The sequence below is a fragment of the Nostoc parmelioides FACHB-3921 genome (assembly GCF_014696625.1).
GTDB classification, from domain to species: domain Bacteria; phylum Cyanobacteriota; class Cyanobacteriia; order Cyanobacteriales; family Nostocaceae; genus Trichormus; species Trichormus parmelioides.
The window spans coordinates 1-21,902 of sequence record NZ_JACJQL010000086.1 but is presented as its reverse complement, the minus strand read 5'-3'; the positions used below and the strand labels follow the sequence as shown (position 1 = coordinate 21,902).

Genomic DNA, 21,902 nt, shown 5'->3' with positions numbered 1-21,902 from the left:
GCTCGCCTCCTCCCCCTCCCCACCACATGATTATCATTTTTATTTAGATAAGTTTAAGTATTTTAGCTCATTGACAAAATACACTTTAATCTAACCCCTCACGAGTGATCATTGGGCAAGTTTGTACGATAGTGAGTTTTTTATAAAAAAATAATAAACTTTCTTAATTTTATTTCAGTATTAATTAATTTTTTAAGTGCTGCACTGATTAAACCCAAATGTTCTACAAAAATCTTTATAAGTAGCTCAATTGACGATTTTTTAATTACTTATTCTAAAGTTTACATAAAGTTTTAACCAAGCAATAGTAAATACACTGAGAATTTCAGTCTTCGTGTTACTCAAGATATATGAAAATTTCAGCCTGAATACTTATTAAGAAAGTTAGGTAAAATTTCGGTTCCAATTTTAACTCAAAATTCTATATTTTGTCTGTATGTAGCTCTGATAAAGCTCCAGAAAATACAAAAAGAAATAAAGACACGATGCAATTCTCGTTAATTTAAATTCTGTTTGATTTTCGGTCTCTTGACATTTTGATAACACCAACTGTGAATTAATCAAAATTTTCACAGAGCAAATAATTTAATATTTGCGTTGATAGCGCTTAATCGCAGCCTTATTTAAAAGCGATTACTCAAATAATTATTTACTTAATAAATGCGGTGCTATGCCTACAACAGCTACCAACGAATTGAAGTACGAAATTTGGCAGTTGTTACGAGAATATCAGCAATCTCGATCAGAAACTGTTCGTAATCAACTAGTAAAACTGAATCTTGGATTAGTGAGGAAAGAAGCTCACTACTGGATGAATCAATGTCGTGAAAACTATGATGATTTAGTTCAGGTTGGTTGTTTGGGTTTAATCAGAGCGATTGAAAGATTTGAAATTGCTAAAGGTCACGCTTTTAGCTCCTTTGCCATTCCTTATATTCGTGGCGAAATTCAGCACTACCTCCGTGATAAAGGTGTAACAGTAAGAATTCCTCGTCGCTACTTGGCAATACAACAGCGAGCAATAGGAGTTTCGCGTTCTTTGCGGGAACAATACAACCGCCAACCAACCGACTCAGAATTGGCAACAGCATTGGCAATTTCCCCAGATGAATGGCAGGAAATCAAATTAGCATGGGTGAATCGCGCTCCTTTGAGTTTAGATGTACCAGTTCAAGATGGTGAAGAAGGAGCAACTAGCTTGGGAGAATTGGTTCCTGATCATCACTACCGCAGTTTTCAGTTGGCGCAAGAAGACCAGATTCGTTTACAACAAGCCTTGTTTCAGTTAGAGCAACGCACTCGTGAAGTTTTAGAGTGTGTGTTTTTACAAGACTTGACGCAGAAACAGGTGGCAGAACACTTAGGAATTAGTGTCGTCACAGTTTCCAGGAGAGTCAAAAAAGGGTTGGACTTGCTAAAGCATCTTATGTGCGTGGCAGACGATTAAAGTTCCATTAAGTCATCAGCATTTATTCGGAATTATTAGTGTCAAAAACAACTCTTTAAATCCAAAAAATTAGGTTATAAAGGAAACGACAACAATGCCTGAAATACAATCAGGTATTTTGTCTTTTATCAATAACAGTTTCCTGAAGCGTTAGAGAACGGCTAATGGGCAGAAAATCTAAAATTTTACTTGCAAGCATTGTAACCGTGGCGATCGCCGGATGTGCCTCGGAAGAGACACCACCAGTTGCTAATCCTAGTCCTCCCCCAACGGCTGCGCCTGTAGCGAAAGCGCCAGTTAAGGCTGAATCCTTTAATAATCCGGTGGTGTCTCCTAATGCGTCTGTAAAGGTTGCCTCTGGGTCTCCTAATCTGATTCAATTGACCAATGGTACTGAACGGGCAAATTTAGTTTCTAAAGGACGGATTGACCCCTTTGCTCAAATTATCGGACAGCCAATTGCCGAAATGCCAGCAAATACACCTGCTAAAATAGTTCCCTCTTTACCACCTCTACCCCCTGGTACTACGCCAAAAAGGGTAAATGTGAAAAACAATGCAAATTCAACTACAAACAAGAAAACACTGATAGCAAAATCACGCCCTAGTTTAATGCCGGTTTTGCCTAAAGTTTTACCTCAAGTCGTCCCCAATCCGACTTTAGTTTCAGTATTACCACCACCGGCACAACCTGATTTAGCTAAAGCAGTTGTGGTTACTGGTGTAGTGATAGTGGGTAGAGAACCCCAAGCCATCATTAAAATACCTAACGAAATCGCCAGTCGTTACGTGCAAGCAGGACAAAGACTAGCAAATGGTCTGTTGGTGAAACGAATAGAAATGAATGCAGGTTCCAATCCGATCGTAATTCTGGAACAATATGGTATTGAAGTTGCCAGAATGGTGGGTGAAGCGCCTGTTGGAACTATACCAGGAAGCACAAGCCCTACTGGTAGTCCGGTTTCAGTTGTAACACCTACTACTAATCTTCCTGCTGTTGGAGCCTCATAAAGATGGAGACGAAAGAGAAAGTCGAATTTGCTGGTTTACCATTAGCTGTCTATCGAGAGATAGCAGCTCATCTACGTCAAGTCGAAGGTGTAGAAGTCAGTTTAATTCCCCAATCATCCCAACAGTTTGATTATTATCAAAGTCAAATTGATGGCTTGTGTATTGCTTGGAAAGCAACTGCTAATGCTGAGAGCCGGCAACGCGTGCAGCAGATTTTGACACACTATAGAAATCGTTATAGTCTATGTTGACTTGGCTTGATGAGTCATGTGACAGTACTGGATTTTTTCATCTTAGATGTTTGACTGAGGTTTTGTCAGCCTTTGATTATCTTTGTGGAAGATAATCTGTATATTCTGTTTCCCCCGGTGGTTCTCTGTTTGAGTTGCTGTTGGGGGCTTTAGTTATGCGCTTCAATCAGTCTGTTTAATTTCCTATAATTTACATTTCTTTAAAAGTAGCCTCCCATTGCCCAGTTATAATAAACACATAAACGTGCATAGATTTTGCTCAAGTCACCATGTATGAAAATTGCCGTACCTCAGTAATGCGGAAATTATTTTTTCCGTAAAAGTTAATGTCAGTAGAGGTAACTAGACTATACTTTGTACGCTTTAATATACTTATATAAACTAAATTAATAAAAACTGTATTTTTCAGGTATTTATGCGGCTCTGATATGTTATCTGATAGGCTGCCCTGCTTGTGACAATTACACCAATTCCCCCTGGACAACCGCTTAGTTTTACACAAAAAATCGGTTTAAATCTGGTGTCCGTTTTTGGTAACGGACGAGATGTCGTTTTGGCAATTGATATGACCGAAAGCGTGGGTTTGAATGATGAAGGTCGTATTCGCCTACGGCAAATAGTGGAAGATAGTCTCAAGCCTGGAGATTCTGTATACGTTGTTCCTTTTGCTAGGGATGTAGTCTTAGGTGAAGGGACATCCGGTGTCAATCAGTTGGGAACACCCATAAATTTTAGTAGTAAAAGTAAAGCGGATATAGACAAAGTATTAAATAAAATACCTTTTGTTTCTGATCCCAATCGCTATGGTACAGATATTCAAAGAGCAGAATTAATTATTTATCAAGGTATTGCTCAAGTTAATCAAAATCGTCTGCAAAAGCAGCAACCAATTAAACCACAGTCAGTAGTTTGGATTAGTGATGCGCCTTTATTTACCCAACCAGGCATTACTTCACAAGTATGGGTGGAGACTCCTGCTGACAGTCCTTTTCGGGTAGCAAAATCGCCAGAAAGTCAACAGCGACAGGCTTGGATGAAAGCGTTGCCATTACAAGTGCGATCGCGGTCAATTATTACTCAGGACAATAAAGAATATAAACTCACTGTTGTCGATATTCTTCCCACTGTACAGGAATTTTGCACACCAGCACCAGGGGGAGAAGAAACTTGTCTAGTTAATCCTTATTTAACTAGACAATTATGGCTACCTGGATTAATTGTGCTGTTAATATCATTTAGTTTATTGGTAACGGCTAGGAAGTTTTATCGATTACAGAAAAAATGGGAATTAATAGTAGATTTTGAAGCTACAGCCAAACCAGAAGACCAGAAATGCCGATTACCTAATAACAAACGCATTGCTATTGGTGAATATGACTCGACTTGTGTAGATTCTATTGATTGTCCAGGTGTAGAAGTTAGAGCATATTTGGAGCGCAAAGGTGAAAAGCTTTATTTAGTACCAACTAACTCAGCACCAATTTATTATCAAGGTCGAGAAATTACATCACGGACTTTGATATCTAGTTCCCGGTTTCGTTTAAATTGCCCAGATGTCCGCCAAGGTGAATACGAAATAAATATTAAACTTAATAAGTAGGATTAGAGGTTGCATCAAATGAGTCAAGTAAGTGCAAATGAACTGCAATATCGTGGGATTAACCGCACAATTTGTATTGGTTTAGGTGGTACTGGACGAGATGTTTTGATGCGAATTAGACGGTTAATTGTTGACCGTTATGGAGATTTAAGCAATCTGCCAATTGTGAGTTTTGTTCATCTCGATACTGATAAAGCTGCAACACAAGTTACTGGCATTCGTACAGGAAGTACTTATCATGGTGTTGATCTCAGTTTTCGAGAAGCCGAAAAAGTTAGCGCTACTATGTCCGCCAAGGAAGTAACGATGTTTGTGGAAGGACTAGAAAGGCGTTCAGAATATACTCGTTACGGCCCCTACGACCATATTGCTAGATGGTTTCCTCCCCAACTATTGCGAAATATTAAAGCCGTGGAAGAAGGTGCAAAAGGAATTAGACCTGTAGGGAGACTAGCTTTTTTTCATAATTATCAAAAGATAAAAACAGCGATTGAAACCGCAGAAAGACTTACTAGGGGACATGATGCTTTATTGCTGAGAAAGGGGTTGAGAGTTGAACCAGGATTGAATATTTTTGTGATTGGTTCTCTGTGTGGTGGTACAGGGAGCGGTATGTTTTTGGATGTTGCTTATAGTCTCAGACATCTTTATGGTGAACAAGGCGCTCAAATTGTCAGCTACTTAGTGATTAGTCCAGAATTATATGGTAATACTCCTAATATGAGTGCTAATACTTATGCTGCTTTGAAAGAGTTAAATTATTACAGTACTCCAGGGACAAAATTTGCAGCCTGTTATGATATTCAAAATCTAGAATTTCTCCAAGAAAAGCGTCCGCCTTTTGACTACACTTATTTAGTTTCTCATCAGACAGGAGGCGAATATCAAATTCTTGATCAAGGTAAGTTATGTAATGTGATCGCTCATAAGATAGCTCTCGATTTTTCCGGTGAGTTAGCACCTGTAATTAAAGGGCATAGAGATAATTTTCTCCAACATATAATTCAGTGGGATAAACATCCACGTCCCAATGGTCAGAGGTATTTAACATTTGGGTTAGCGGCGATTTATTTTCCCCGTGATACTATCGTGGAAATTGCCTTAACAAGGGTTAGTTTAGCATTAGTAAAGTTTTGGTTAAATGGCAAAGGTCAAAGTCCAGATCCTCAGAAACTGCTGGATCAATTTCTGATTCAATCTCGTTGGCATAATGACTTAGCAAAAAAAGATGGCTTAACTACGAAAATAGCAGAATCAGTAGAAGATACAAATAAGAATTTTAGTAGCAATATTAGTACCTGGAGAAGTAAATTAGAGCGGTCAATTGCTGAGTGTCAGAATAAAGATGATCGTAACGGCATTCGTCAACAGCTACCAAGGGAGTTTCGAGAGCAATTTCGGAAAGTGCAGCCGGGAGAAACAGAAAATATCCGAGGTATTTGGCTGACAAAACTGCTCCAGTCTTCTCCAAATATCACCAAGGAACTAAAGACTAATATTGACGATTATTTAATTCAGTTACTCACGCCTAGTGAGCCTATTTTTTCTATTAAAAGCAGTCGTGATTGGCTAGATGCTTTGCAACATGAGCTACATAACTATCAATTCAACCTGCAAGAAGCAATTACTGATTTTGGTGGGATGAAACGCGTGGAGGATATTGATAAAAAATGGCGTGATGCCGATCAAACGATTGAAGATATTGAGCATAAAATTGGTATTCCTATCATTAATACTAAGAATAGCCAAGTGCAAAGTGAAGTTAAAAGAGTAGTGCAAGAAGTCTGCAAAATCATTAAACATAACTTTGATTTTACTGTCTTTCAAGAAGCTTTAAAAATAGTCAATGAATTACAAAAACACGTTCAGGAGAGGGGAAAGCAAGTTACTGCTTTTAGTAGAGTCATTGAAAATATACAAACTTTCTATGAGAAGCAAGATAGTGATTTAAGACAGTTAAACTTTGATGAAATGAGTGGGGAAGCTATATTTGATAGTGAAGATATTGATCGCTGTTATCAAACTATGTTGCCAGAAGATGATCTTCGCAGACAACTGGTATTAGCTAGTTCTGAAATTACGGAACCTGCTGGAAGGGGACAATCTTTGGCAAGTTTTATAGATAGAGAAAGAACTACGCCAGAACAGCTACAAACAGAAATTGACCTAAAGGTTGACAGTTTATTTGCTTCTCGCGTTACTAATATTGTCAACTCTGTGATTAAGCGTTTCATGCAAAAATATCCTTTAGCAGCACGTTCGACTCGGTTAGCGCAAGTGATGCAAGAAGCTGAACCTCTGCTGAGACTGAATTTAAGTGACCCTTATTTCCGTGAAGACCCGGCGAAAAGTAGTAAATTAATTGGGTTTAAGGATAAGGATGAATTGGAGGTACGACAGTTTAAAACTTTATTAGCACAAGATTTAGGTATCGAATCCAGTGTGATAAAAGCGACGCAATCTGAAGATGAGATTTTAATTGTCAATGAATATGCTGGTTTTCCTCTCAGGCTAATTAGTAGTCTGGATAGGATGAGGAACCCCTATCTACGTGAACAAAATTCTGCCACATCCTTTCTACATAACGATTATCAAGTAGCATTTCCAGATATTATCCCCCCAGATGCGATCGCAATGGAAAAACTGGAAGATGTCTTCTATCCTTGTTTGGCCTTTAGGTTGCTCAAGGAAAACCAAGAAAATCAACAATTAGAATTTCAATATTATGATTCATTGCGTGATAGTTACAATACTGCTACTTTGAGTCCAGAGTGGAGTCAAGCCTTGGAAGAATTAGCTAACCGCAACGACATGACTGAGGCTTTGCTACAGCTTTTAGAGCGAGAAATTTCTCTAATTTCTGGACAACCAGAACTTTGGGAAAATCAGTATTTACCAAAATTAAGGCAATTTGTGCAGGCGGTAGATGATTTACCAGAAGATAGTCCCAATTATCCCTACAAACTCGCAGTAGTAGGAACTTCCTCTAGCACAGACCCCACAGTTAAAGAAGGAATTATTAATCGCTTTCGGAGAAAAATGAATGAGCGATTTAGCATATCTCAAAGTCGCACTTTTGCACCAAATAATAATACATCAATGCAAACAGCTATTGCTGGTGAAATAGTCGTGGATATGCCTGTTGATACTACTGATAATAGAGTCAGACGGCGCTTAGAATTAGAGCGCTTGAAACAAGATTTGGATGAAGATTTTATTACTCAAGATGAATACGAGCGTGAAAAACAAAGGATTTTTGCTCAATATCCCCTTTAGAATCTTTAATATATTCTTATAGCAATTTCTACCTGAACAACAACAGCCAAAAATTAACAATTCAAAATTCAAAATTCAAAATACCCTGCGGGAAGGCTGCGCCAACAAAATTCAAAATTAAAGACAGTTGGAGTCGGGGATTTAAACCCCAACTCAACTGATACTACGTGTAGACGTAGGGGTCTTAAACCCTTGAATTTACGATAATCTCAGATATAGGAGGATATACAGAGATAAATTTTCCCATCAGCAGAGTAGGAAAAGCTGTAAATATGTCTTGACAAACTTACAATTACTGTTATGCCACCCATCCCACCTTACTTAACTTTTATCACCGTTATTTTAGTTGTTATACCATCGATAATTACTATTTTTTTACGGTTCAAGCTTTATCAACATCTAGTATCTCTAGAAGATAAAGTTAGAAGGTTAATTAATAGACAGTCACGAGGACAACAGCCAAAAATATTAGAAGAATTAGAATCGAGGTTTCAGCAGGCTAGTAATAACTTAGATCAGGTTAATACTGTAGCATTAATAGACCAAGTTTATAGCCGAGAAAAAGTTAACGGATTTACCTGTGAACAAATTGAATACTGGTGTCGAATTCTTCCTAATTTACTTTTAGCCTTTGGTTTGCTTGGCACTTTCTTGGGAATTACAAGTAATTTATCAGAAATCAGTCAAACGATAAATCAAAATAATGCTAATAATGTCAATGACTTAGTTTCTGCATTGAACAAGCCATTAGAAGGTATGAGTATTGCTTTCGTAACTAGTTTAACAGGACTTTTTTTTAGTAGTATATTAACCGTATTTAACTGGCTAAAAAATACGGGTTTTGCTAAATATAGACTTATCAGTAGTCTTGAAGATTATCTAGATAATATTTATCAACCAGAAATCCAAGGTGATACTCGTCTCGATAAAATAGTCAATCGAATGGTATCCCAGCAAGATGAGTTTTTAACACGATTTGGTTCTACGGTTCGGGATGCAGTGGAACAATCCCTTGGTAATGTAGCTAAACAAATTGCTCAAGGAAATAAAGAAGCCTCTGATTTAGCCAAGCAAGTATATGAAAGCTTTTATCAAGCAGCTGGTACTATATCTACTGCCGCTAGTAAATTTGATCATACAATTGAAGAATTGAACGCAAAATCGCAAATATTTAAACAATCTGCGGAAATTTTTGAAAGAAGCCAGTTTCCTCAGCAGTTGTCAGCAGCTACAGCAGATTTGAGTAGCATACAGTTAAAATTTTCGCAGTCGGCTACAAGTCTGGCGGATACGGTTAAATCTTTTGCAACAGTACTGAGTGAGGTTAAAGGTTGTAACCAAGAATTAATCAAAATAGGACTAGATATTCAAAAAGTTAATCAAACATCTTTACAAGTGTTTGATTTACATCAATCTAATCAAGATGCGTTGACAGAGATAATACCGCAATTAAAGCAAGGAGCTACTAGTTTCTCTAGAGCGATTAACAAGCTGGGGAAATTAGAGGAAAAATTTGAGGATAAAGCAGATAGTTTCAAAACGGTGGAAGTTGTTTTAGGGGAATTATTAGTATCTCTAAATCAATATACAGAAAAATCTAATTCTGGTTTATCGAATGTATCCAAAAAGTTAGATGATAATCATCAATCAGTTAAGAGCTTAGTTAGTAATTTTGAAGAATTAATCAAGCAGATAAATTTTCAATTGAATACATTAATCAAGGAAATACATTCGTTACAGAACAGTAATAATGCTTTATGTGTAGAACATGAAAAAGTAGACGATCGCCTGATAGAAGCAATGAACAAATTGAATAATATCAATAATAATACCTTGGTTTATAAAGATGTAAATTTAAGTAATGACCATTCTTGAAATGTAATTCACAAAATTAGTTCGTTCCGGTAAATAAAACTCTTATGGCTCGTACTTCAAGGCATAAAGAATATAATGAAGAACTGAACGTTTGGCAGGCTTTTACCGATTTAATGTCTAATGCCTTTCTCATGGCAATTCTGTTTTTATTGTTAAATATCGTTACATCGTCTTTATCACAACAAAAACAGAATACTGATGCACCACCAATCATTCTGATTAAAGATGAAGGTGCTTATCGATTTGCCTCAGGTAGTGCAGAAATTCCCCCTAAAATGTTAACCTACATTTTGAGGCGAATAGTACCAGAAATAGAGGCTAGAACCAAGCAATATAATATTAATGTTGTTGAAATAATTGGTCATACTGATGGACAACCTAATGGTAATGTAGTAAGTAACTTAGACCAAAATTTAGAAAAAGTAGTTAACGGCGAATTACCTATAGTTAATCTTCGTGCTGGTTCTAACGCCGACTTGGGATTGATGCGTGCCTTGGCAGTAGTCAAAGTGCTACGTGATGTCCAGAGAAAGCAGGGTAAATTGTCAAAGCTATCGTTTCGAGGGTATTCTGCGGCACAAATGATTTTACCAAGTGGTGAAGTTGCGGCGATCGCTCGTCAAGATGATCAGACACGGCGACGCATTGAAATTCGCTTCACTCGACTGGGTAAGGTGCGAGAAGTCAAGTAAATATCAGCTTTATAACTTGACAGTTAAGAATTGCGCTCTTAAATAAAATTATTATTCAGCCGGAGTTCTTTACAGTTTTTGAATCGAAACATTATATTACATTCATGAAATTACAGATTGCTGAGGTAAACTTGCAAGAAAAATAACGCAAACTACTACTCAGCTGCTCTTCAGTCTGGGCATCACTCACAATGGAACACTGGCAATTTCTGATTCAGAAGCAAGGCGATCGCTCTTGGCACGCCTTGGAATCGCCAAACACAGAAATCTTAGAGGGTCGGTATAGAGTTTTAGCTCGTTCTAGCCTTCCCAATCAAGATGTAGAAGTACGCGTAACTTACTTCTCTCCCCAGGAAGTGCCGCCAAAGCGGCGGATTCAAAAACGATTGCGCCGCACCAATTCCGAAGGGTTAATGGCGGTAATTCCTTTCACATACCTCAAGCCGGGTATTTGGGAATTGCGCTGCTCTGGCGACTTGATATCAGATATTCTTGGTAAATCTTGGCAATATGGTGTTCATCTGCAAGTAAATTCTCAGGACGCAGATGAGGTAGAGCAAGAATTAGAGATAGAAAATACCTTAGAAATCGATTCATTTCATCAGCCAGACTCAGTATCTGATGAAAATTTGACATCAAATTCTGGAACAGAACTAACAATTACGAACGAGAGTTACTTTCTCAGTACTGGTTTGTCCCTAGACCGAGAAAATACAGCAATTGATGAGCCTGTAAGTCCAGTTTGGGTTAAAGGCGAAACGGCAGAGCAAATTTTACAAAATTTAATTGACTTAGCGTTACCCACTTCTGAACTTTTATTAGAAGAAACAAAGATCGACGATTCGCCAACGTCGGAACCATCCCTACCCCTATTGCTGACACTGGATCGAGAAACATACATTACTCGCTGGGGACATTTATTAACTATTCATGGAAATGTAGCGTTACAAAAGAATCTAGAACAGGCAGATAAGACAGATAAGACAGAAAACCTCCAGGCTTTGGAACTCCGCATTGAGTTGCGATCGCCTCTAAGTTCAGGAATATTAACTCAATTGCGTCAATCTCTAGGAGAAAAATCATTACCCATCACTATCCGTTCCGTAATAGATATTCCTGCTGACTGTGAATCTAAGCTAATTTTGGCAGATATCAAATTGTATGGGGTGATGAGCTACGCCATACCGGAGGCTAAAGCTAATCCTGGAGAAGTGACCTTACTGGCTAGCCATTCTTTCACAATTACGGCAGATGTCGCTGATTTGCTGGCGGTTAAAAATGCGGTTAAGACTAGCCCTGTAGATGAGCAAAATGACATCATGTCGGGAATATCCACGGCTGAAACCCCTACAAGTTTGGATTTGGAACTGTTTAACCTAGTTAAAACATCATCTCCAAGAAAATTACAGTCAACTATTCCATCTGTAAACGCGCCTTTACCAGGGCAAATTGAACCGCAATCGTTAAATAAATCAGCCGATTTCCGTTTACCACAATTACCAAAATTACCCGATAATCCCACTGATGGCATCGCTCCATCTGATTTAGCGACAGAAGTGACCTCAGAACTTCCTCCCTTGGAACAGAATGACACAACTGTCCCCCAAGCTCCTGCTCCCATCAACTTGGATCAATTGCTCATCAAAGCCCGTCCCTCACGAATTTTGGGCAGTACTTTACCATACTTAAAGCGCTTACCCGCCGAGCCTAGCAGCAGTGAAGTAAAAACAAGCCAAATTGCTGAAGAATTAATCGCATCCGTTGTAGAGGAATTACCACAGGTTGATAACTCAATTACTGAGCCGGAAACTAGTCTAGAAGATGTGCTGAGTGATATAGAAGTTCATGATGCAGTTGAGGAAGAGCTAGAGTCTCCACCAATAGCAGAAGTCATTGAGACTTTAGACACTGACACCTCGACAACAGAATCAGCAGCAGAGCCTCTAACAGAGTTCATTGATGAAAATGTATCAGCAATATCCATTGCTCCATCTCTTCCCTATTCATCGCCTTTAATTCGCAAATGGATGGAGCGTCAAGGATACTCCTTTCCTGAAGATGATTTCCCCCAGGAGCAGAACCCAACCGAAGAATCAGCTATCATTTCCCTGAATCCTGAAATTCCAGAGTTTGAAGATACTTCTCTCTCAGATTTGCTAGCAGAGGCGGTAGAAACAGATTTAACCACACCAGAGGTAACAGAAAATCAGATATCTGTGGAGATAGAAAATATCTCTCCAGAATCATTGGTGTTACAAGTCGAATTACCAACTACAGAACCTACTTACACAGCATCAAGTTGGTTAGCTCAAGAATTTGTTGTGGATGACAGCGACAGTGAGCCGGAATTGCAGACAAACAAGAATCAATTACCAAAAACCGAGCAGCAAGAAATCGCAAATACAATTGACGCTTCCCAGGAAATTCTGGAACCCTTACCGATTCCCCAACTGTATGTACCAGATGGGGAACTGATTGCTGGTACTTTGGTAAGGATGCGAGTAGAGTTGCCACAAGTATCCCCACAAGTTGTAGTTAAATTGTGGATGGAAGACTGTCAAACTCGCTGGTTGTTGGATGGGCCTCACCTAATAAAAGAGTTGTTACAGAACTCCTCAGGTAATTTGGAAGCGATGACTCAAATCAATATTCCTTTTGGCTGTATGGAGATTCGGATAGAAGCGATCGCTCTTAATACAGCTACGCAGCAGGAGAGTCACAAGGTCACAATAGTGAAGACTGTAATTCCTCCGGATTTGCCTAATGTGAGCCTAAATGACTTACTTGGTATGTAAATACCATCTGCATGGGGCTGTGTTAAAAATCTTGAGAATTTAAAAAAATTGACTGAATTTGCAGTAAGCTCGTCTTGAATTGTAGTGTGATTTAAGAGGAAACTTTACTATGGCAACTGCATTTTTGCCTTCTATCTTGGCTGACGCTTCTTTCTTGTCCTCTATCTTCGTTCCCGTAATTGGTTGGGTTGTACCAATTGCCATCTTCTCGTTTCTATTTTTATACATTGAAGGCGAAGATGTTGCTTAATGCAGGCAGACGTAACGGGTAATATGTAATTTGATACTAACTTAAGTTGTTAGTCATCAATTTAAGAACTGGTAATGGGTAATAGATAATGGGTAATGAGTAATAATTTATTTTTAGTTACTTGTTACCAAATTTTACCTATTGCCTGTTATCAAACGTTCAACTAATTGGCTTAAGTTCACAAAACAGAATACCGCCTATCTTTTGGAGACAGGCGGTTTTTTAATGCGGTTTTCTAAACAAAAGCTAGAAAACTCAGACTAAATTATATTGAAGAACCAAGTCCAGCGTAGGCTCCATAGAAGAAGATGCCTACAACCGTAATTACACCTAAACCTGCGATCGTAGCGACGACCCACAGGGGAATTCTCCCACTTCCAGCAGACACAGCTTTCTCCTCCCTTAACAACAAATCAACACAGGTTGAATAAATGAAAATTCAAAACAAAAGTTCCAGTTAGTTAAAGAAGTAACTGGAGAATAGAATACCTAGAACGAAAACTAGTAATAGTCCCAGGTAAAGCGAAGTCCGGTTAAGTTCTACCGGTTGATTATTAGGATTGGGCGTTCTTTCCATGATTCACTCCTAGTGTGGAACTAGCGTTGAATAAACTGCATTGAGGCGATCGCGCCCAAAAAGAATACGGTAGGCACTGCCAGTGTGTGAACTGCAAGCCATCTCACCGTAAAAATAGGATAGGTAACCGGTTGATTGATGTTGTTCCCGCTAGTCATGATTTCAAACTACTTTTGGATAAGTTGTTCAACTTGTTTTTTCGCTTCAAAACGATTGTTCACAATTGGCAGTTCTTGCCGTGCTTGTGTGTAATACTCATCAGGACGAGGAGTGCCAAACACATCATAAGCCAGCCCGGTGCTGACAAATAACCAACCAGCAATAAATAATGCTGGAATGGTGATGCTGTGAATTACCCAGTAACGAATACTGGTGACGATATCGGAAAACGGACGTTCTCCAGTAGTCCCTGACATTTAGATTCCCACCTTCACAAAGATTGTTATTGAGTTTATTATCCTACAAAGTTAAGAAAGAGTTACAAGTTGCAACTTTCTTCTCATAAAAGTTAGGAAAACTACCTAAGCAGCTGGTTCTGTTGTGGCAGTTTTTGCTGCCTCTGGTTGATATTTTAGTAAAACACCGCGATCGCCGATCACAAATCCCTGATCCGGCTTGAGAAAGACAACTTTGTAAAAATTAGCTGCCACTTCTTCTACATCCCGGTCTTTTTCCCAGGTTTTGCCGCCATCAGTACTTACCAATAAGTTACCACTACCGCCGCCAATCCAAACTTCGTTTGGTGTGCGATAGGCCATATCCAATAAACCCCAACTGGTGGCCAGTTCAGGAGTTTGGGCATCTAACCACTCATCAGGTTTAGCTGGGTCGCTAAATTGTACCTGACCACCTCTAGCGAGTAACCACAGCCCATCCTGTGAAAATCCCATATTTTCTACACGGCGAGAACTATTCCGGTTATGGGGAACCCAAGCATTTTGTCCTGGTTCCCAAGTGGAGTAGAAGCTACCCTTTGCAGAAACAGCAACATACCTACCGTCCGCAGAACGTTCCAAGTTCCGCACTACCCCTACAGCAGCATCTACTTGAGCTTTCCAATTTTTTCCACCATCAGTAGTTTTATAGATAGCACCTACATCTGTAGCCATCTCAGCTATGTCTGTTCCCAAAGCTTGGATAGCAATGGGATTACCAGGAAGTTTCTCACTCAAGGGAATACGTGACCAAGAACGACCTTCATCCGTGGTGTGTAATAGCAAAGAAGGTTCACCGGCAATCCAGCCTTCTTTGCCAGCGAAACTTACTGAGTCAAAACGGTATCTATCATCATCCAGCGCCAAATTTAGGGGCTGCCAATTGTTACCACCATCATTGGTTTCTAGCAATGTGGCATTACTACCTACTAAAAAACCATGCTGAGGATTTTCTGTAAAAGCAAGATCCAGTAATTTGGCCTCTGTTGGCAAAGAAACCACTGCCCAAGGGTTGTAGCTGGTAGAGGGAACCTTACTACAACCAATACACAAGAGTAAGACCACCAACAAAGCAAATACTTTTTGCCAACTTTTCACAATAACCATCGATTTCTTTATTTGTTTCTGAATTTGTGTAAGGTTTCTCTAGAAGGTTTACCTTAAGCAGATTGAAAGATTAATGAGTGCTGAGTAAAAAAATACTAATTTTTATACCCCTACACCCTTACACCCCTAAACCCCTGTCTCCAGCATTACTGCAAGCCATAAAGACTGATAAAGAACAAGAATCCCAAAGCTAAAGCACCAAAAATAAGGATATTTTTTTGTGCTGGGGTGAGCTGATTAACACCTAAACCATAACCGAGATTTTCTCTGAAACCGGAGGCTGTACCCGCCGGGCCGATGTTCGTGAAAGCTGCCTTTTTCGCTGTACAAACTGGACAGCGCCAATTGACTGGCAGTTCGGCAAATGGTGTCTCTGGCGCAATGTCATGCTTATTGTCACCCTTCTCAGGTTCGTAAACATAACCGCAGGAGCGACACTCAAAGCGGTCTAACACTGTATTTTCAACAGCTTGTTCGCTCATGGTGAAAGTCTCGCAGAAAAGAAATATTAAATATACGTTAAAAATTATGACATACCCGTTAGACTTTTCTATCAATCATAGAAACGAATCAAATACCCGAAATGCGTTTGTTGCGAAGATTTCAGAAAAGATAAGAAGATATAATGTGAAATAAAGTAACAGCCTTATTTACACCATAAGCGGTAGATATTCATTGTGTTTGTCCTTAGCGGTTACGAGTACCTTCTAGGCTTTCTCATTATCTGTAGCCTAGTTCCTGCATTAGCGCTTTCCGCGTCCAAGCTTCTACGACCAACTGGTAACAGCCTGGAACGCCGCACCACTTATGAATCTGGGATGGAACCAATTGGTGGAGCCTGGATTCAGTTCAATATCCGCTACTATATGTTTGCCCTAGTCTTTGTCGTCTTTGATGTGGAGACTGTATTCTTATATCCTTGGGCAGTTGCTTTTCACCGTCTGGGGCTATTGGCATTCATTGAAGCGCTGATTTTTATTGCAATTCTTGTAGTCGCCCTAGTTTACGCATGGCGTAAAGGAGCATTGGAATGGTCTTGAATTCTGATTTAACTACTCAGGACAAAGAGCGCATCATCAACCCCATTGAACGTCCTACTGTCACTCAAGACCTTTCGGAAAACGTTATTTTGACCACGGTTGATGACCTCTACAACTGGGCTAGGCTTTCGAGTCTGTGGCCGTTGTTATTTGGTACGGCTTGCTGCTTTATTGAGTTCGCAGCCCTAATTGGTTCCCGTTTTGACTTTGACCGCTTCGGGTTAATTCCCCGTTCCAGTCCCCGTCAAGCCGATTTGATTATCACAGCCGGCACAATTACCATGAAGATGGCTCCTCAATTGGTGCGTCTTTATGAACAAATGCCCGAACCTAAGTATGTAATTGCGATGGGTGCTTGCACAATTACAGGGGGGATGTTCAGTGTCGATTCACCTACAGCTGTGCGTGGCGTTGACAAGTTAATTCCTGTGGATGTCTACTTACCTGGTTGTCCTCCCCGTCCAGAAGCGATTATCGACGCAATTATTAAGCTGCGGAAGAAGATTGCTAACGATTCTATGCAGGAACGGAGTCTGATTCGGCAAACCCACCGTTTCTACAGCACGACTCATAACCTGAAGCCAGTGGCAGAAATCTTAACTGGTAAGTATATGCAGTCTGAGACTCGCTTCAACCCACCAAAAGAATTGACAGAAGCGATCGGTCTTCCTGTTCCCCCAGCGCTGCTGACATCACAAACACAGAAGGAGGAACAAAAACGTGGCTGATGAAGAATTAAAACCAGTACCCGCAGCAGCAGAGGCTATAGTTCCATCTGGCCCGACTTCTCAGTGGCTAACGGAAAATGGCTTTGCTCATGAATCGTTAGCAGCCGACAAGAACGGTGTTGAGATAATTAAAGTGGAGCCAGATTTTCTGCTTCCCATTGCTACAGCCCTGTATGCTTACGGGTTTAATTATCTTCAGTTTCAAGGCGGTATTGACCTCGGCCCAGGACAGGATTTAGTTAGCGTGTATCACTTGGTGAAAGTGGGTGACAATGCTGATAGACCGGAAGAGGTGCGGGTAAAAGTTTTCTTACCACGAGAAAATCCTACAGTACCCTCAGTTTACTGGATTTGGAAAACCGCAGACTGGCAAGAACGCGAATCTTACGATATGTTCGGCATTATCTACGAAGGACACCCCAATTTGAAACGCATTTTGATGCCAGAAGATTGGGTAGGCTGGCCTTTGCGGAAGGATTACATTTCGCCTGATTTCTACGAGTTACAGGACGCTTATTAGGCTGAGTACTAAGTGTCAGCTTGTGAGAATTTTCATGTCTCATCTTTAACCCCTTTCCGGCGGCGGAGAGGGGTAATGTTTTTGGGAATGGTTAGGATGGAGAGAGATGATATCTTTTAGTGGGATCTGGATGAGTGATGATATAAGTAAGTATGAAAAATGTTATGTTGCCATAGTTTATGTCTAAAGAATTATTAAAATCTTTTCAGGAAGCTTATAGCAATCTCGAATTGTTTCCATTGATGGGAGAGAAATTAATGGAGCAGTTTCGTGTAGATTATGGTGATGATTTAATAGCAGATTTGCGGCAATTAGTTGAAGATAGTCCGAATGGTGATGGCAAGTTTGTATTTACTGGACATCGGGGATGTGGAAAGTCTTCTTTATTGGCTGAATTTAGTAGACAAGTTCAGGATAATTTTTTTGTAGTTTTATTTTCTATTGCTGACACTATTGAAATGTCGGCTGTTAATCATGTCAATATTCTGTTTGCGATCGCTCTTAATTTAATGTATGAGGCAGAGGCACGCAAAGTACAAATTCCTCAAACTACTAAAGACCAACTCTATGGATGGTTTGCAACTCGTACTCGGACTACAGAGGCAGAGTTGGGAGGTGGGATTGAAGCGAGTGTTAATTTGCTCACTTTCCTGAAAGCTCAATTAAAGGCTGACGCAAAAGTTAGAGAGGAAATTACACAGGAATTTGAACGAAAAATATCAGATTTAGTTGCCCGAATTAATGAAATCGCCGCATTGATTCAATTTGCTACTAAACAAGAAGTTATAGTCATCATTGATGATTTAGATAAACTAGATTTAGGAAGAGTTAATGATATTTATCGAGATAATATTAAAGCTCTGTTTCAACCTAATTTTCGGATTATCTATACTATCCCTATTTCGGTAATGTGTGACACTTTTCTCTGGCCGCTTATTGGTGCAGAAACTAATTATCAAACTGTGGTGATGCCTGTTATTAAGATTTTTGCTAAGGGTAACAATCGCTTGCCTGATGCCCAGCCTCGAAGTGAAGCCAAAAATATTTTATGTGAAATCTTACAAAAACGTATTCCTAGTGAATTAATAGACAGATCAGCCGCAGAGAAGATTGTTGTTTACAGTGGCGGAGTGCTGCGTGAATTAATTCGTCTGGGTAATGTGTGTTGTCGCATTTGTTTGCGACTTATCAGGCAGAAACCGGGAGAAAAAATTGTTATTGATGACCCGATTATAGACGAAGCTATTAAGCAAATTCGTAATGATCTTTCTATGCGTCTTGGAAGGGATGATTTTGAGATTTTGAAAACTACTTATGAGCAGTTCGAGCCTGAAGATGTGCAGCAACAGGAGTTTTTAGAATTACTGCATGGGTTGTATATTTTGGAATATCGTAATGATGAAACTTGGTATGATGTTCACCCCATTCTTGTAGAAACTCTGAGACGCAGGGGGTTAATTAATGGTGAATGAAGACTTATTAGCAGATGCAGAAAATCGAGATGCTTATGATGATTTAATGGTTTCTATTGAAGCTAAAGCACATCGGTTAAATTTGCTAATTGCCGTTTGTGATGATGCTAGTTTCCGGGATGAGATCATTGGTCAGTATGAAGCAGAATTACAGCCGGAAATTCGTTGCTATCGGGTGACATTGGCGCGGGGTGAACCGAGTTTGAGGTCTGCTGTTGCTCAATTGGTGGAAAGAGAAGAATATTTGGAGCAACATAATCCAGCACTTATTACTGTAACTGGTGCAGAACAGCTTTATTTTCTCAAGCTGGGCAAGGAACGTTCAGAACAAGAGATTTTTTTCGGTTACTTGCAGTGGACTAGGGAGGGGTTAAGGGAATTTCCTTTTGCTATAGTTCTCTGGGTGACTAATCAAATATTGGGTGATTTGAGAAAGAAAGCACCTGATTTTTGGAGTTGGCGCAATGGTGTTTTTCGGTTTGTGTCTAGAAGGAAAAATACTATTTCTGGTAGAGAATTAGAGCCGATTCGTTTTGCTTTCAGTGATAATGAGTTTTCAAGTTTTGATGATGATAATGATTATTTATTACCCATAGAAGATTTACAAAGGTTTATTCAAGATACCGAAAAGCGAGGTGTTAAAGATACAACTTTAGCGACTTTGTACTTTACATTAGGGGATATTTATAGAAAAAGACTCAATCGTGGTGAGTGTCAGGATTATAAAAAAGAGCAGGAATTAGGAATTGAGTATTTAAGTAAGGCTGTGGAACTGCAACAACAGTTAGATTTAGAGAAAGAATTAACCACCAGCCTCCACAACTTGGCAGGACTCTACGATTCCCAAAGAAAGTACGACCAAGCCGAATCCCTGTATCTCCAAGCTTTAGAACTCAGACAACGCCTGCTGGGAGACAATCATCCCGATGTCGCCGAAAGCCTCAACAACTTGGCAGGACTCTACTCTTTCCAAGGAAAGTACGACCAAGCCGAACCCCTGTATCTCCAAGCTTTAGAACTCAGACAACGCCTGCTGGGAGACAATCATCCCGATGTCGCCGAAAGCCTCAACAACTTGGCAGGACTCTACTCTTCCCAAGGAAAGTACGACCAAGCCGAACCCCTGTATCTCCAAGCTTTAGAACTCAGACAACGCCTGCTGGGAGACAATCATCCCGATGTCGCCGAAAGCCTCAACAACTTGGCAGGACTCTACTCTTCCCAAGGAAAGTACGACCAAGCCGAACCCCTGTATCTCCAAGCTTTAGAACTCAGACAACGCCTGCTGGGAGACAATCATCCCGATGTCGCCACCAGCCTCCACAACTTGGCAGGACTCTACTACTACCAAGGGCGCTACGCTGATGCCGAACCTTTAGCATTACAAACGATAAAAATAGATAAAGAGGCTTTAGGAGAAAATCATCCGAATCTAGCAACAGATATACATAATTTAGCTCTAATATATATAGCGCAAGAACGTTATAGCGAAGCAGAAGAATTATTTGTGAAAGCCTTAAAGCTCAAACAGTATCTACTGACAGAAGATCACCCTCTTGTAGCAGATACTATATCCGCGTTAGGTTCCATGTATAGGATGCAGGGTCGCTACAAGGAAGCAGAAGAATTTTCTATAAAAGCATTGGAACTCGATAAACGCTGGCTGGGAGACGAACACCCCTTGGTTGCTACCAGCCTCAACAACTTGGCATTACTCTACGAATGCCAAGGAAAATACGACCAAGCCGAACCCCTTTTTCTCCAAGCTTTAGAACTCAGGGAACGCCTGCTGGGAGACAATCATCCTCATACTGTGACTGTGCGTAAAAATTTAGCAGATTTACGCAATTCTCTCCAATGAGAACAGTAGAATTTAAGTCTATAACCTCATCGATCAAGCTTTTGTCTCCAAGTTTCAGGTTCTGAACTTGAAGTTTCATGTTTCAAATAAGAACGTTCCCGTTTCAAGTGAGAATGTTCTTGTTCTAAATGAAAACATTCCTGTTTTACATGAGAATGTTTTTGTTCTGAGGTGAAATAGTGGAGTTGTGGAGGTGATCGCTCACTCTTTTTACTCAAAGTTTCTGGTTCTGAGGTGAAATAGTGGAGTTTTGAAGGCGATCGCTCACTCTTTTTACTCGAAGTTTCGTGTTTTGAGGTGGAATGGTGGAGTTGTGAAGGCGATCGCTCACCCTTTTTACTCAAAGTTTTGTGTTCTGACTTGGAATGATGGGTTTTTGGAGGCGATCGCTCCAGTTTTAAGCTTGAAGTTTCGTGTTCACAAGTGGAATGATGGAGTTGTAAGAACGAAATTAGCAATTATATCCAGGTGCAAACAGATAAAATATTCTACAGCTTGTTTCAAGCGTTCCCCAGCATATTTTTTGCCATCATTAGACTTGTCTACAAAAGATAAAAAGCTTACTGTGAAGGGATTATAGGAGATATAACTGAGATAAGATAGTTATCATTGCTGAACGTAAAAATCACGGTTTAAGGATGAAAATCTGAAAAATATCAAAAGTTTCTCAAAACATAGCTTTCTAAAAAAGTAAATGTTCAAGCGAATTATTTAAATATCATGGTTTAGTATAAGTAGGTCGGTGTAAATAATTATTGTTGGAATAAGGCAGGGGGCAGGGAGCAGGGAGCAGGGGGAGAAAGCGTTTGAGCCTTATTTACTTTTCTTTACATAGTTTGGTTTTATTGCATCGACTTACTTAAATGAAGCATTGAGATGTAACCTAACTAATCCACATACCGTCTTTATCACGTGACTATAACGATGTCGAGCTAGACGAAATCTATCACTGGCTACTCGAAAGATT

The 21,902-nt window shown here is 39.7% G+C and carries 21 protein-coding genes; 14 read left to right on the top strand and 7 right to left on the bottom strand.

Annotated elements, in window-relative coordinates:
- Positions 1-670 precede the first annotated feature (670 nt).
- From H6G14_RS29395 to H6G14_RS29355, 9 genes are all read left to right on the top strand, one after another.
- Positions 671-1,447 carry an RNA polymerase sigma factor SigF gene (locus tag H6G14_RS29395; protein ID WP_190572067.1) on the top strand — a complete coding sequence of 259 codons (777 nt, stop codon included), beginning with the start codon at positions 671-673 and terminating at the stop codon, positions 1,445-1,447.
- Between the two features lie 164 nt (positions 1,448-1,611).
- Complete coding sequence (locus H6G14_RS29390) at positions 1,612-2,457, top strand: hypothetical protein (RefSeq protein ID WP_190572066.1); 846 nt, start codon at positions 1,612-1,614, stop codon at positions 2,455-2,457.
- A gap of 2 nt (positions 2,458-2,459) precedes the next feature.
- The gene (locus H6G14_RS29385; RefSeq protein WP_190572065.1) at positions 2,460-2,708 is read left to right on the top strand and encodes a hypothetical protein; all 249 of its coding nucleotides are present in this window, start codon (positions 2,460-2,462) and stop codon (positions 2,706-2,708) included.
- 454 nt (positions 2,709-3,162) lie between these two features.
- Positions 3,163-4,308: a VWA domain-containing protein gene (locus H6G14_RS29380; protein WP_190572063.1), complete on the top strand. Its 1,146-nt coding sequence runs from the start codon at positions 3,163-3,165 to the stop codon at positions 4,306-4,308.
- 18 nt (positions 4,309-4,326) lie between these two features.
- Positions 4,327-7,584, top strand: a complete 3,258-nt coding sequence (locus H6G14_RS29375) for a tubulin-like doman-containing protein (protein WP_190572061.1) — start codon at positions 4,327-4,329, stop codon at positions 7,582-7,584.
- Between the two features lie 300 nt (positions 7,585-7,884).
- On the top strand, positions 7,885-9,459 hold the full coding sequence (locus tag H6G14_RS29370; RefSeq protein ID WP_190572058.1) for a MotA/TolQ/ExbB proton channel family protein: 1,575 nt from the start codon (positions 7,885-7,887) through the stop codon (positions 9,457-9,459).
- Positions 9,460-9,503: 44 nt separating this feature from the next.
- Complete coding sequence (locus H6G14_RS29365) at positions 9,504-10,151, top strand: OmpA/MotB family protein (RefSeq protein WP_190572056.1); 648 nt, start codon at positions 9,504-9,506, stop codon at positions 10,149-10,151.
- A gap of 191 nt (positions 10,152-10,342) precedes the next feature.
- Positions 10,343-12,946, top strand: a complete 2,604-nt coding sequence (locus H6G14_RS29360) for a hypothetical protein (RefSeq protein WP_190572054.1) — start codon at positions 10,343-10,345, stop codon at positions 12,944-12,946.
- 109 nt (positions 12,947-13,055) lie between these two features.
- On the top strand, positions 13,056-13,196 hold the full coding sequence (locus H6G14_RS29355; protein ID WP_190572052.1) for a photosystem I reaction center subunit VIII: 141 nt from the start codon (positions 13,056-13,058) through the stop codon (positions 13,194-13,196).
- Between the two features lie 265 nt (positions 13,197-13,461).
- On the opposite strand, the gene H6G14_RS29350 is transcribed toward H6G14_RS29355, so the two are convergent.
- The 6 genes from H6G14_RS29350 to H6G14_RS29325 form a co-directional block, all read right to left on the bottom strand.
- Complete coding sequence (locus tag H6G14_RS29350; protein ID WP_104009905.1) at positions 13,462-13,584, bottom strand: photosystem II reaction center protein J; 123 nt, start codon at positions 13,582-13,584, stop codon at positions 13,462-13,464.
- 69 nt (positions 13,585-13,653) lie between these two features.
- Positions 13,654-13,773 (bottom strand): photosystem II reaction center protein PsbL, encoded by a 120-nt coding sequence (locus H6G14_RS29345; RefSeq protein ID WP_010997988.1) that lies wholly within the window; start codon positions 13,771-13,773, stop codon positions 13,654-13,656.
- Between the two features lie 20 nt (positions 13,774-13,793).
- Positions 13,794-13,931, bottom strand: coding sequence for a cytochrome b559 subunit beta (gene psbF / locus H6G14_RS29340; protein ID WP_011318656.1), 138 nt, complete (start codon positions 13,929-13,931; stop codon positions 13,794-13,796).
- 9 nt (positions 13,932-13,940) lie between these two features.
- Positions 13,941-14,189, bottom strand: coding sequence for a cytochrome b559 subunit alpha (gene psbE / locus H6G14_RS29335; RefSeq protein ID WP_010997986.1), 249 nt, complete (start codon positions 14,187-14,189; stop codon positions 13,941-13,943).
- Positions 14,190-14,294: 105 nt separating this feature from the next.
- Positions 14,295-15,314: a photosynthesis system II assembly factor Ycf48 gene (locus tag H6G14_RS29330; protein WP_190572050.1), complete on the bottom strand. Its 1,020-nt coding sequence runs from the start codon at positions 15,312-15,314 to the stop codon at positions 14,295-14,297.
- 146 nt (positions 15,315-15,460) lie between these two features.
- Positions 15,461-15,796: a rubredoxin gene (locus H6G14_RS29325; RefSeq protein ID WP_190572048.1), complete on the bottom strand. Its 336-nt coding sequence runs from the start codon at positions 15,794-15,796 to the stop codon at positions 15,461-15,463.
- Between the two features lie 195 nt (positions 15,797-15,991).
- On the opposite strand from H6G14_RS29325, the gene ndhC reads away from it, so the two are divergent.
- The 5 genes from ndhC (at position 15,992) to H6G14_RS29300 (ending at position 20,935) form a co-directional block, all read left to right on the top strand.
- On the top strand, positions 15,992-16,354 hold the full coding sequence (ndhC, locus tag H6G14_RS29320) for a photosynthetic/respiratory NAD(P)H-quinone oxidoreductase subunit C (protein ID WP_010997983.1): 363 nt from the start codon (positions 15,992-15,994) through the stop codon (positions 16,352-16,354).
- On the top strand, positions 16,345-17,082 hold the full coding sequence (locus tag H6G14_RS29315) for an NADH dehydrogenase subunit K (RefSeq protein ID WP_011318659.1): 738 nt from the start codon (positions 16,345-16,347) through the stop codon (positions 17,080-17,082). The genes ndhC and H6G14_RS29315 overlap by 10 nt, the downstream gene beginning before the upstream one ends.
- The gene (locus H6G14_RS29310) at positions 17,075-17,602 is read left to right on the top strand and encodes an NAD(P)H-quinone oxidoreductase subunit J (RefSeq protein ID WP_190572045.1); all 528 of its coding nucleotides are present in this window, start codon (positions 17,075-17,077) and stop codon (positions 17,600-17,602) included. The genes H6G14_RS29315 and H6G14_RS29310 overlap by 8 nt, the downstream gene beginning before the upstream one ends.
- 179 nt (positions 17,603-17,781) lie before the next feature.
- A complete protein-coding gene (locus H6G14_RS29305; protein ID WP_190572043.1) occupies positions 17,782-19,074 on the top strand; it encodes an ATP-binding protein in 1,293 nt (430 codons plus the stop codon).
- Positions 19,064-20,935 carry a tetratricopeptide repeat protein gene (locus H6G14_RS29300; RefSeq protein WP_190572041.1) on the top strand — a complete coding sequence of 624 codons (1,872 nt, stop codon included), beginning with the start codon at positions 19,064-19,066 and terminating at the stop codon, positions 20,933-20,935. The genes H6G14_RS29305 and H6G14_RS29300 overlap by 11 nt, the downstream gene beginning before the upstream one ends.
- Positions 20,936-20,961: 26 nt before the next feature.
- Here the strand turns inward: H6G14_RS29300 and H6G14_RS29295 are convergent, their stop codons facing one another.
- Positions 20,962-21,393, bottom strand: a complete 432-nt coding sequence (locus tag H6G14_RS29295) for a hypothetical protein (protein ID WP_190572038.1) — start codon at positions 21,391-21,393, stop codon at positions 20,962-20,964.
- Positions 21,394-21,902 lie beyond the last annotated feature (509 nt).